This is a genomic window from Pseudotamlana agarivorans, from assembly GCF_018860245.1.
GTDB lineage: Bacteria > Bacteroidota > Bacteroidia > Flavobacteriales > Flavobacteriaceae > Pseudotamlana > Pseudotamlana agarivorans_A.
Genome location: NZ_JAHKPD010000012.1, coordinates 77,672 through 90,095, shown reverse-complemented (window position 1 = coordinate 90,095; position 12,424 = coordinate 77,672). Strand labels below are relative to the sequence as shown.

The 12,424-nt window shown below is 34.5% G+C and carries 10 protein-coding genes; all 10 read left to right on the top strand.

Going from position 1 to position 12,424, the window contains the following annotated elements; translation table 11 throughout:
- Window positions 1–57 precede the first annotated feature (57 nt).
- The 10 genes from KO493_RS06895 to KO493_RS06850 all read left to right on the top strand — a co-directional run bounded on the left by KO493_RS06895 (window position 58) and on the right by KO493_RS06850 (window position 12,421).
- Window positions 58–390, top strand: coding sequence for an ArsR/SmtB family transcription factor (locus KO493_RS06895; protein ID WP_216067209.1), 333 nt, complete (start codon window positions 58–60; stop codon window positions 388–390).
- Window positions 391–552: 162 nt separating this feature from the next.
- Window positions 553–1,020, top strand: coding sequence for a DUF6428 family protein (locus tag KO493_RS06890; RefSeq protein WP_216067208.1), 468 nt, complete (start codon window positions 553–555; stop codon window positions 1,018–1,020).
- A gap of 80 nt (window positions 1,021–1,100) precedes the next feature.
- Window positions 1,101–1,718, top strand: a complete 618-nt coding sequence (locus KO493_RS06885) for a low molecular weight phosphatase family protein (protein WP_216067207.1) — start codon at window positions 1,101–1,103, stop codon at window positions 1,716–1,718.
- A gap of 1 nt (window position 1,719) precedes the next feature.
- Entirely contained in the window at window positions 1,720–2,778 is a 1,059-nt protein-coding gene (gene arsB / locus KO493_RS06880; protein ID WP_216067206.1) for an ACR3 family arsenite efflux transporter, read from the top strand.
- An 800-nt stretch (window positions 2,779–3,578) separates the two neighbouring features.
- Window positions 3,579–5,114 carry an HAL/PAL/TAL family ammonia-lyase gene (locus KO493_RS06875; RefSeq protein ID WP_216067205.1) on the top strand — a complete coding sequence of 512 codons (1,536 nt, stop codon included), beginning with the start codon at window positions 3,579–3,581 and terminating at the stop codon, window positions 5,112–5,114.
- Window positions 5,114–5,866 carry a 3-oxoacyl-ACP reductase FabG gene (gene fabG / locus KO493_RS06870; protein WP_216067204.1) on the top strand — a complete coding sequence of 251 codons (753 nt, stop codon included), beginning with the start codon at window positions 5,114–5,116 and terminating at the stop codon, window positions 5,864–5,866. Before KO493_RS06875 ends, fabG begins: the two co-directional genes overlap by 1 nt.
- Window positions 5,867–5,877: 11 nt before the next feature.
- Window positions 5,878–7,095, top strand: coding sequence for a beta-ketoacyl-[acyl-carrier-protein] synthase family protein (locus tag KO493_RS06865; protein WP_216067203.1), 1,218 nt, complete (start codon window positions 5,878–5,880; stop codon window positions 7,093–7,095).
- Window positions 7,096–7,102: 7 nt separating this feature from the next.
- Entirely contained in the window at window positions 7,103–7,345 is a 243-nt protein-coding gene (locus KO493_RS06860) for a phosphopantetheine-binding protein (RefSeq protein WP_216067202.1), read from the top strand.
- 206 nt (window positions 7,346–7,551) lie between these two features.
- Window positions 7,552–8,748, top strand: a complete 1,197-nt coding sequence (locus tag KO493_RS06855; RefSeq protein ID WP_216067201.1) for a DUF2062 domain-containing protein — start codon at window positions 7,552–7,554, stop codon at window positions 8,746–8,748.
- Complete coding sequence (locus KO493_RS06850) at window positions 8,741–12,421, top strand: MMPL family transporter (RefSeq protein WP_216067200.1); 3,681 nt, start codon at window positions 8,741–8,743, stop codon at window positions 12,419–12,421. The genes KO493_RS06855 and KO493_RS06850 overlap by 8 nt, the downstream gene beginning before the upstream one ends.
- Window positions 12,422–12,424: the final 3 nt, after the last annotated feature.

The following is a 12,424-nucleotide window of genomic DNA, read 5'->3' as shown; positions in this document are numbered from 1 at the left end:
AAACTAATATATTTAAAATATTTATCGTAATATTGCAATGAACAAATATAACAACTCATGGGATTAGCAAAAACAGAAATGTTTACCGACTTACAAAACGAAATTTCTTTAATTTCAAAAGCATTTAGTCATCCTGCCCGTGTGACTATTTTACAATATTTATTTAAAACGAACTCTTGTGTTTGTGGCGACTTAGTTAATGAAATTGGCTTGGCCCAGCCCACCATTTCACAGCACCTCAAAGAACTCAAACATTTAGGTTTGATTAAAGGGAATGTTGAAGGCACAAGTGTTTGTTACTGTATAAACCATGAAAAGTGGGCTACAATGAAAACAGTCATGTCGGAGTTTCTGGATCAAGACATCCCTAAGAAAAACGACTGTTGTTAAGCACGACATAACTCCTTACCTACTAACCCCCTTAACTCCTTAACTACTTAACTACTTAACTCCTTAACTCCTTAACTCCTTAACTACTAACATCCTTAACTACTCATCTACTTAACCACTAAAAAAATATCAATCGTAAAATCGCAATAAAACAATAAAGCTATGACACTTTCAGAAGTAAAAAACAAACTCACAAATTTAGATCAAATAGCCTTTCAATTACCCAACGGTACTCTAGTTCCAAGTCATTTTCACGTAACCGAAGTTGGAAAAATTACAAAACACTTTATAGATTGTGGTGGCACAGTAAGACATGAAGAAGTGGCTAATTTTCAACTATGGAATGCCAATGATTATGATCACAGATTACATCCTGAAAAGCTATTAAACATAATTGAACTTTCAGAAAAAGCTTTAGAAATAGGTGATTTAGACATTGAAGTGGAGTATCAAGATTCCACTATTGGCAAATATGGATTGGATTTTGACGGTACCAATTTTCTATTGACCACCAAGCAAACCGATTGTCTAGCCAAAGACAACTGTGGTATTCCTGAAGAAAAACCAAAAGTAAAATTATCGGAAGTTGAAGCTTCATCATGTTGCTCACCAAGTAGCGGTTGTTGTTAATCGACATAACATTTTTTAAACAACCCTGTGCTGAATAAGCATCAGCATCACATCATTTATAACATACAATCAAACAAAAAATGAGCCTTTTTAAGAATATTGAAACCACGATTTCAACACTAAACGTTGAAACCATTTCGAAGGAACGTAAAGAAACTTTACAGCCTTTAATCGATTTTATACAAACTAAAGTTGATGCGAATCAAGACATTCGTATCAACTTTATCTGTACACATAACTCACGTCGCAGTCATTTATCACAAGTCTGGGCACAAACCTTAGCCTATCATTTTAACATCAAAAATGTGTTTTGTTATTCTGGAGGCACCGAAGCTACAGCACTTTTCCCTATGGCTGCCGAAACTTTAGCGCATACAGGATTTGAAATAGAAACCCTTTCCGAAGGAAAAAATCCGGTGTACAGTATTAAATATACAGAGAACGCACACCCGATTATTGGTTTTTCTAAGAAGTTGGATGCTAAATTCAACCCATCATCTGAATTTGCAGCCATCATGACCTGCTCCCAAGCCGATGGTGGCTGTCCTTTTATCGCTGGTGCAGAAAAACGTATCCCAATTACTTTTGAAGATCCAAAAGCTTTTGACAATACGCCGCAACAGGCTGAAAAATACAACGAACGAAGCTTGCAAATAGCAACTGAATTATTTTATGTATTCAATCAAATAAACGCTTAAAATGGCTTCAAATAAGAAACTGAGTTTTCTAGACAGTTACCTGACACTATGGATATTTATAGCCATGGCTATAGGCGTTGGCATTGGCTATTTCGTGCCATCGTTTCCAGATGTAATCGATTCGTTTAGCGTGGGCACCACAAATATTCCTATTGCCATCGGACTTATTTTAATGATGTATCCGCCACTAGCAAAAGTGAATTATGCCCTACTCCCAAAGGTTTTTAAAAACACAAAAATTTTATCCATTTCCCTTATTTTGAACTGGATTGTTGGTCCTGTTTTAATGTTCTTTTTAGCTATTACGTTTTTACGTGATTACCCTGAATATATGGTAGGGCTTATTCTAATTGGATTAGCCCGATGTATTGCCATGGTTTTAGTATGGAATGACCTTGCCGAAGGCAATGCCGAATACGGCGCTGGATTGGTAGCCTTAAACAGCATATTCCAAGTGTTCGCTTATAGTTTCTATACTTGGATTTTCATCACAGTTTTACCGCCTTACTTTGGGTTTGAAGGTGCCATTGTAGATATCTCCATTGCAACAATTGCTGAAAGTGTCGCCATTTACTTAGGTATTCCTTTCTTACTAGGAATTTTAAGTAGGGTTATTTTAGTGAAATTAAAAGGCGAAGTTTGGTACAATACCAAATTTATTCCAACCATTTCACCACTAACCCTAATCGCACTTTTATTTACTATCGTCGTGATGTTTTCACTAAAAGGAGAATTGATTGTTGAAATTCCAATGGATGTGTTAATCATTGCCGTGCCTTTACTCATCTACTTCGCCCTAATGTTCATCATTGGTTTCTTTTTTACAAGAGCCATGGGTGCAGAGTACGATAAAACAGCCGCAGTAGCTTTTACAGCCGCTGGCAACAACTTCGAATTGGCCATTGCAGTTGCCATAGCCGTTTTCGGATTAAATTCCGGACAAGCATTTACGGGAGTTATAGGACCTTTAGTTGAAGTTCCCGCCTTAATACTCTTAGTACGTGTATCGTTTTGGTTACGTAAAAAGTATTATGGAAATACACTTAAAAAAGCACAATAACTAATTTCACGTTCGCATTTGGAAAGAATATATTCCCTGATCTTAAAAAAGCTCCTAAAAGTTAAAACTTATAGGAGCTTTTTTTAATTACTAATTAATTTCTCTTCTTCTTATTTAAAACCCATGAAGTAACAAATTTGTTACAAGCGATCCTAAACTCACTATAAATAAAGTTAAGTAAACAAACTTGAACAAATTGTATCCTAAAATTTCGGTTTCATTATCTAATTGTAACGTGTCTTGTAAAGTGTCCATGATATTGAGGTTTTCAAATTAAGCACAGTTTCAATCGATAACATCTTGATAAACATCTGACTAAACTGTAATTAGCTTGTGTTAATATTATACCTCAAATCTACCCCAATAAAAAGTTTAATAATACGACATACCGTGTCATGTATTTAAGGCATAGCGTTTAGGGGAGTTCGGACTTATATTACAAAAGTTTAAACCAAATTAAATCATGAGAAAAAGTATAACTATAATTGTAATCTCCTTATTTCTTAAAAAATCAACAAAGTCATCTAGACATTCGAAATAGTCATAAAAAGCACTGGTTAAAGCCTTCATGGGTTTTAGTCGGTGCTTTATTGTAATACCGCTGAAATTTTTCCAAATCTATCAAAAAACACCTGCTACAACCCTTTATTTCTTAGTAAAAACCCCTTCCCAGACCTCTACTTTTAAGAGTCTCAAAATCTTCCTAGTATAAAATCATTTATTATTCTAAATTTGCACACCAAAATAACTACTTTACAGGCCGTTATTAAAACAATATTTCACGCATAAAAACAATATCGATGTTAAAACTAGATGGCACGCTCAGGATTGAAGAATTTTATAAAATTATTTTTGAAAACAACCCTTTAGAAATTGACCCGAGTGTTTATCAAACTATAGAAAACAGTTTTAACTTTTTAAAAGACTTTTCGGAAAACAAAACCATATACGGTGTAAACACTGGGTTTGGACCGATGGCTCAATATAAAATTAACGATGCCGATCGTATAAAACTGCAATACAATTTAATTAGAAGTCACGCTTCTGGAACAGGAAATATTATAGCGCCACAATACGTAAAAGCGGCAATGCTTGCCCGTTTAAACACACTATCGTTAGGGCATTCTGGGGTTCATAAATCGGTTATCGAATTAATGAATCAATTGATTAACAGAAATATTATTCCATTAATTTACGAGCATGGTGGCGTTGGTGCAAGTGGCGATTTAGTTCAATTAGCACATTTAGCCCTTGTTTTAATAGGTGAAGGCGAAGTGATTTACAAAGGCGAATTAAAACCCACAAAAGACGTTTTCGAGATTGAAAACTTAAAACCTATTTCTGTCGTTTTACGTGAAGGTTTAGCCTTAATGAATGGTACTTCTGTCATGACAGGAATTGGTATTGTAAATACGATAAATACGAGACGTTTATTAAATTGGGGGATTTTATGTTCGTCTGCAATTAACGAAATCATGCAGGCTTATGATGATCATTTATCATTAGAATTAAACCAATCTAAAAAACATAAAGGACAACGTGAAATCGCAAAATTGATGAGAAATCATTTGAGCGATAGTCAACTCACTAGAAAACGTGAAGAGTTCTTATATAATAAAAACCCTGATGTTAAGATTTTTGAAGAAAAAGTTCAAGAATACTACTCCATTCGTTGTGTGCCTCAAATTTTAGGACCAGTTTTAGACACCCTAAATGATGTGGAACGCATTTTAATGGAAGAAGTCAATTCAGCAAACGACAATCCGATTGTTAGCGTTGAAAAACAACACGTGTACCACGGTGGAAACTTTCACGGCGATTATGTATCCTTAGAAATGGACAAGCTTAAATTGGTCGTTACTAAAATGAGCATGCTTGCTGAACGTCAACTTAACTATTTATTAAACCCAAATCTTAACAATACCCTACCAGCATTTGTTAACTTAGGTACTTTAGGTTTAAACTTTGGTATGCAAGGTGTACAATTTACAGCAACCTCAACAACTGCCGAAAACCAAACGCTTTCTAACCCCATGTACGTACATAGCATCCCTAACAATAACGACAATCAAGATGTTGTAAGTATGGGAACCAATGCAGCGTTAATAACTAAAAAAGTTGTTGAAAATGCTTATGAAGTTATGGCGATCGAATTAATCACAATTGTTCAAGCCATTGAATATTTAGACGTTCAAGACAAAATTTCTTCAAAAACTAAAAAAGCATACGAAGCTATTAGAAAAATAGTCCCTGCATTTAAAGAAGATATTATCATGTATCCTTATGTAAATGAAGTTAAAGCGTTTATCATGAACCATGAAAATAATATCGTATAATGAAAGCGAAGCACGACATGACAAAATACGCATTAGTAACAGGAGGTTCAAGAGGTATTGGTAAGGCCATATGTATTCAATTGGCAAAAGATTCCGATTACCACATTATTATAAATTACAACAGTAATAAAGCAGCCGCCTTAGAAACTTTAAAATCTGTTGAAGAAGCTGGAGGAACAGGTGAAATATTAGGATTTAATGTTTCTAATCTTTCGGAAGTTGCTCAAGCTTTAGACACATGGCAGGACAATAATAAAGAAGCGATTATAGAAGTGATCGTAAACAATGCCGGTATTACAAAAGATGGTTTATTCATGTGGATGAAGCCAGAAGATTGGAATGATGTGATAAACACCAGCCTTAACGGTTTCTTTAATGTTACCAATCACCTTATACAGAAATTATTAGTTAACAAATATGGCCGTATCATTAATTTAGTCTCGGTTTCCGGACTAAAAGGTACACCGGGGCAAACCAATTATTCTGCCGCAAAAGGCGCTGTAATTTCAGCAACCAAAGCATTAGCTCAAGAAATTGCGAAAAGAAATATTACCGTAAACGCTGTGGCACCAGGGTTTATTAAAACGGATATGACGGGAGAATTAAATGAAAAAGAATTGAAAAAATTAGTGCCAGCCAACCGTTTTGGAGATGCTGAAGAAGTTGCACATTTAGTATCATTTTTAGCTTCTAAAAAAGCTTCTTACATTACAGGAGAAGTTATTAATATAAACGGCGGTATTTACTCCTAAACAAGTAAAGAATGAGAAGAGTTGTTATAACAGGCATGGGAATTTATTCCTGCATCGGGAAAAATCTAGACGAGGTAAAGACATCTTTATATAATGGCACTTCAGGAATAATCTATGATGACAAAAGAAAACCTTACGGTTATCGCTCCTGTTTAACGGGTATGGTAGATATGCCAGACCTAAAAAAGCAACTTGGAAGAAGGCAGCGTATTAGCTTAGGAGAAGAAGGTGTTTATGCTTATGTAGCCACCAAGGAAGCCTTAGATAACGCAAAAATAACGCAAGACTATCTAGACACACACGAAGTGGGCATCCTTTACGGAAACGATAGCACAGCGAAATCGATTATTGAATCAGCCGATTTAATACGAGAGAAAAAAGACACCAATTTAGTAGGTTCTGGGGCTATTTTTAGAGGCATGAACTCTTCGATTACCATGAACCTTTCAACTATATTCAAATTAACAGGCATCAATTTTACAGTTAGTGCCGCTTGTGCTAGTGGTTCTCATGCTATTGGCATGGCATACCAGCTTATAAAAAGCGAGCTACAGGACTGTATTATTTGCGGTGGCGCTCAAGAAATTAACGAATTAGCCATGGGTAGTTTTGATGGTTTAGGGGTGTTTTCTGTAAATACCAACGCACCAGGAAAAGCGTCACGACCATTCGATAAGAACCGCGATGGTTTGGTACCGAGTGGCGGAGGGGCCACACTTATTGTTGAAAGTTATGAGTCTGCGGTTAAACGTGGTGCTCCTATTTTAGCTGAAATTGTAGGTTATGGTTTTTCTTCTAATGGTGAGCATATTTCTACACCTAATGTAGAAGGCCCTGCACGTGCTATGAAAAAAGCCCTCGATCAAGCAAATATTCCAACCGAAAAAATTGATTACGTGAATGCTCATGCTACTTCTACACCTGTAGGCGACAGTAATGAAGCGAAAGCTATTTTTGATGTATTTGGCGAAAATGGACCACATGTAAGTTCAACCAAGTCTATGACTGGACATGAATGTTGGATGGCTGGAGCTAGTGAAGTGATTTACTCGATGCTCATGATGCAAAACTCGTTTGTTGCACCTAATATTAATTTAGAAAATCCCGATGAGGATGCCAGTAAATTAAATTTAGTAAGCAAAACGATAGATAAAAAAATTGATGTATTTTTGTCGAATTCCTTTGGTTTTGGAGGAACTAATTCAGCATTAATAATAAAAAAATTGTAATACAGAGATGGAAAAAGGAGTTATTATTGAAAAAATAAACAACTTTCTTGTTGATGAGTTTGAAGTTGAATCGGAGGCGATATTACCCGAAGCAAATCTAAAAGATACCCTAGAGCTTGATAGTTTAGATTTTGTGGATTTAGTGGTGGCTATTGAAGCAAATTTTGGTGTAAAATTAGTGAGCGACGATTTTATAAATGTAGACACACTTCAAAATTTTTACGACCTTATTGAAAATAAATTAGGCTAGGTTTTTTGCTGAAATTTTAGCCTAATCATTAGTTAAAAATTCACATCAACCCTAAAGTTAAATACAAAAAAGCATCTATTGTCGCGATAGATGCTTTTTTATGATATTACTAAATTTACACAGAGCTCGAATGCTTTAAAATGTAATAGTATATTTGTACAAGATAATGATTTGATTTTGCTGGATAAATCAAATGCTAACCAACAATGAAGGAGACCGTAACACATAATACATCAACCACTTTGCCTTGTTGCGTTATTATACCTACTTATAATAACCAAAAGACATTGCAAAAGGTTATTGATGGGGTTTTAGAACATACTAAAAGTATTATTATTGTGAATGATGGTGCAACCGATGATACATCAAGCATTCTTAAACAATATCCAGACTTACAACAAATTCATTTTACTAAAAACAAAGGTAAAGGTCAGGCCTTACGCGCTGGTTTTAAAGAAGCTTTACGTTTGGGTTATAAATATGCCATTACTATAGATTCTGATGGGCAGCATTTCCCTGAAGATATTCCAGTGTTTATAGACACCTTAGAAAAAGCAGAAAACAAAAACCTCTTGTTAATAGGCGCTCGAAATATGAGTCAGAAAAGCGTGCCTAAAAAAAGTAGCTTTGGTAATAAATTTTCTAATTTTTGGTATAAACTAGAAACAGGTATTGAACTTCAAGACACCCAATCTGGATTCAGACTCTACCCGATTCACCAACTTAAAGATTTAAAATTTTACACCTCAAAATTTGAATTTGAAATTGAAATTATTGTAAAAGCCGCTTGGAAAGGGACCGATGTAAAAAACATTCCGATTAATATTTTATATGATGAAACTGAACGCGTGTCGCACTTCCGCCCATTTAAAGATTTTACACGTATTAGTATTTTAAATACTTGGTTTGTTATTCTCACTTTTCTCTATATTAAACCGAGAAACCTTTTCAGAAAATTAAAAAAAAAAGGACTTAAGCGTTTCCTTATCGAAGACTTTATAAGTCATAACGATTCCCCTAGAATAAAAGCCCTATCCTTAACTTTAGGCGTTTTTATTGGGCTAACACCTTTATGGGGTTTACATTCTGCTCTGGTTATATTTTTAGCCGTTATTTTTAAATTAAACAAAGCGATCGCTTTTACTTTTTCTAACATTAGTATTCCGCCCTTTATACCCTTTATCGTGTTTTTAAGCTTTGTTTTAGGAAACTTTATCTTAGGCCAAGATGAAACTTTTAAACTTAACGACATCACTTTAGATATTGAAGTATTAAAACACCTTAAAACCTACCTTATTGGAAGTTTTAGTTTGGCCATACTCTCCGCATTAATCGTAGGACCTTTAAGCTATTTGCTTTTTTCATTCTTTCAAAAGAAAAATGTAACAGAAGTAAATGTATAAATTGTTTTATAACATATACACCTACTTTCGCGGCAGAAAACTATTAGGTTTTGGGTTATTGATTCTAATTTTTACCTGCTTAATTTTTACCGCTTCTAAAATTGAATTTGAAGAGGACATCACAAAACTTATCCCAAGTACCGCTGAAAATTCTGAAGCCCAAAAGGTTTTAAAAAATGTAAATTTTACGGATAAAATTATCGTGAATATTACAAAATCCCCCGATGCTTCTGTTGATGCTTTAACCCAATACGCCTCTCAATTTATAGATAGCATTTCTCAAAATTCAGGAGACTACATTAAGCACATTCAAGGTCAGGTGGAGCAATCGGAAATGCAGCACACCATAAATTTCGTTTATGAAAACCTGCCTTTATTTCTAGAAGATTCAGATTACGAAAGTATCACAAACAAAATTGGAAAAGATAGCATAGACGCCATTACTTTAAACAATTATAAAACGTTAATTGCGCCTTCAGGAATTATAGCCAAAGACTTCATCTTAAAAGATCCTTTGGGTATTTCATTTATAGCTTTAAAGAAATTACAAGATTTAAGTTTTGGTGAAGACTTCACTCTAGAAAACGGTTTTCTAGTAAGTAAAGACAAATCGCATATTTTATTATTTATCACACCGGTTTTAGATGCCAGCGAAACATCACAAAACACACAGTTTGTTGAACACTTATATACCACAAACACGCAACTAAATGCTGCTTTTAAAGGCAAAGTAAACAGCGAATATTACGGCGGAACCCTAATCGCAGTCGCTAATGCCAACCAAATTAAAAAAGATATTCAGCTTACTGTTAGTATGGCGTTAACCGTATTACTGCTTATTTTCATCGTATTCTATAGAAAGTTAACCATTCCTATTATATTATTCATACCAACAATTTTTGGCGGATTATTAGCCATTGTGATCTTGTTTTTGGTTCGAGAAAAAATATCTGCCATTTCATTGGGTATTGGGTCGGTGCTTCTGGGTGTCACTTTAGATTATTCCTTGCACATCTTAACGCATCTACGAAGCCATGATCATGTAAAAAACTTATATAAAGAAATTTCCAAGCCTATTTTAATGAGTAGTTTAACCACAGCTATGGCTTTTTTATGCTTACTCTTTATAAACTCTCAGGCGTTACAAGATTTAGGACTTTTTACAGCAATAAGCGTTATGGGATCTTCAGTTTTTGCTTTGCTTTTTATCCCACATGTGTATAAAAAATCAACTGGAAAAGTTAAGAAAAACACCTTGCTGGATAAGATGGCCTCTTATAATATACATCAAAAAAAATGGGCTATTATTGGTTTGGTTTTACTCTGTATAGGAAGTTTATTTACCTACAACAGTTTAAAATTCAACAATGATATTAGTCAGTTAAACTACCTACCAGATCATTTAAAATCTGCCGAGTTACGTTTAGACAAACTTATAAACAGCAGCTCTAAATCTATTTATATTGCGGCATATGGCGATACCGAAGAAAAAACACTTCAAGTGAATGACGCCATTTTAAAGCAGCTTAAAACATTAAAAAGCAACCAGGCTATTCTCAATTACAGTTCGGTAAGCACTTTAGTGCATTCGGAAAAACAACAAAATCAGAAAATTGCTAAATGGCATGCCTTCTGGGATTCTGAAACCATTGAAAACACAAAAAACAACATGATTGAAAGTGGTAAGACCTTAGGTTTTAAACCCAAAACTTTTAGTGCGTTTTACAATTTACTCAATCGAGATTTCAACAGCTTAAAAAGCCAAGATTATAAAGCATTAAAATCGATTTCGGTTGATGATTACATTTCTACTTCAGAAGATTTTACAACCATTACCACTTTGGTAAAAGTTGAAGATGAAGCGACCATATTAGAAGCCTTTAAAGGCCAAGAGCACGTACTCCTCATCGATAGAAAGCAAATGAACGAAGCCTTTTTAGGGCATCTAAAAAGTGATTTTAACAAGCTTATTGGTTATTCATTAATTGCGGTTTTAATCTTATTACTACTTTACTACAAAAGCTTATCACTCACCTTGGTTACAGGTTTACCAATTTGCCTCACCTGGTTGTTAACCATCGGGATTATGGGACTGTTCCATATTGAATTTAACATTTTTAATATCATTATTTCAACCTTTATTTTTGGTTTGGGTATCGATTACAGCATTTTTATAACCAACGGCTTACTTCACGAATACCGTACCGGTGAAAAAGCACTCAATACACACAAAACATCCATTTTACTTTCTGTAATTACCACAATATTGGGCGTAGGTGTTTTAATTTTCGCAAAACATCCAGCATTGCATTCCATATCGTTAGTAAGTTTAATAGGTATTTTATCTGCAGTACTTGTGGCTTTTACAATTCAGCCCTTATTATTTAAATTATTTATAGGCAGTAAAAATAAACGCCCGGTGTCTTTACGCGTTTTTTTGTATTCCATCGCATCATTCACCTATTTTGGCTTAGGCGGGTTACTACTATCGCTGTTCAGTGTAACGATCTTGAGAATTATTCCGCTTCCGAAGAAAACAAAAATGAATTGGTTTCATGTGCTCATTTCAAAATTCATGAAATCGGTACTTTACACACAGCTATTTCTTGGCAAGAAAGTGATTAATCTTAACCAAGAAGATTTTAAAAAACAAGCGATTATTATCGCGAATCACACCTCGTTTTTAGACATTTTAGCCATCGGAATGCTGCATCCAAAAATTATATTTTTAGTAAACGATTGGGTATATCACTCACCTGTTTTTGGAAAAGCCGTACAATTGGCTGGTTTTTATCCGGTATCAAACGGTATTGATAATGGATTAGATCATTTGAAGAAAAAAGTAGATCAAGGTTACACCTTAATGGCTTTCCCCGAGGGTACACGATCTAAAACTCATAAAATTAAACGCTTCCATAAAGGCGCTTTTTATCTCGCCGAACAATTTAATTTAGATATTATTCCTGTGCTTATTCATGGAAATTCGGAGATTATTCCAAAAGGAGAATCTATGATTAGAGATGGCCAGATTACCTTAAAAATATTAGATAGAATTACACCAAACGATACGCGTTTTGGTAAAAACTACTCGCAACGTGCCAAAGGTATTGGCGCGTACTTTAGAAGCGAATTTAGCAACTTAAGAAAAGAAAAAGAAGGCCCAACTTACTTTCATAAAATACTTTTAGACGATTACAGGTATAAAGGCCAAGCGTTATACAAAAATGTTCGTGAAGATTTAAGTACCAACAAAGACACCTACCAAACCATATTAGATGCTATTGGTCCTAAAGACACTATTGCTCATGTTACTAACGATTCGGGACAACTTGACCTTTTACTAGCGTTACATGGTGTAGATAGAAAGATCATTTCATATATTGAAAATCAAAATAATAGAACCCTGGTTAGAAACAGTTACATTACAAATGCAAGACATATAACTTGTGTAGAAAATTTTAAAGAATTAGCCACATATCCAGCAAATGTTTTAATTTTAAACTCGAGTCAAATTCATGATGAAGCGATTCTTAAGCCCTTTCTTAACTCGGTAAACCATGTTGTATTATTGAAAGAAAGCAGGCACTTAGAAACTTCAAACATTTGCAATCAAGGCTTTCAACCTAGCCATCTAAATAATAGCGTTATAATCTTAAGCAAAACAACAGATTAATAC

What these genes read in the sequence shown, in the direction of transcription:
- KO493_RS06895 (WP_216067209.1), top strand. Translation starts at nt 58, where the DNA reads ATGGGATTAGCAAAAACAGAAATGTTTACCGACTTACAAAACGAAATT.
- KO493_RS06890 (WP_216067208.1), top strand. Translation starts at nt 553, where the DNA reads ATGACACTTTCAGAAGTAAAAAACAAACTCACAAATTTAGATCAAATA.
- KO493_RS06885 (WP_216067207.1), top strand. Translation starts at nt 1,101, where the DNA reads ATGAGCCTTTTTAAGAATATTGAAACCACGATTTCAACACTAAACGTT.
- arsB (WP_216067206.1), top strand. Translation starts at nt 1,720, where the DNA reads ATGGCTTCAAATAAGAAACTGAGTTTTCTAGACAGTTACCTGACACTA.
- KO493_RS06875 (WP_216067205.1), top strand. Translation starts at nt 3,579, where the DNA reads ATGTTAAAACTAGATGGCACGCTCAGGATTGAAGAATTTTATAAAATT.
- fabG (WP_216067204.1), top strand. Translation starts at nt 5,114, where the DNA reads ATGAAAGCGAAGCACGACATGACAAAATACGCATTAGTAACAGGAGGT.
- KO493_RS06865 (WP_216067203.1), top strand. Translation starts at nt 5,878, where the DNA reads ATGAGAAGAGTTGTTATAACAGGCATGGGAATTTATTCCTGCATCGGG.
- KO493_RS06860 (WP_216067202.1), top strand. Translation starts at nt 7,103, where the DNA reads ATGGAAAAAGGAGTTATTATTGAAAAAATAAACAACTTTCTTGTTGAT.
- KO493_RS06855 (WP_216067201.1), top strand. Translation starts at nt 7,552, where the DNA reads ATGAAGGAGACCGTAACACATAATACATCAACCACTTTGCCTTGTTGC.
- KO493_RS06850 (WP_216067200.1), top strand. Translation starts at nt 8,741, where the DNA reads ATGTATAAATTGTTTTATAACATATACACCTACTTTCGCGGCAGAAAA.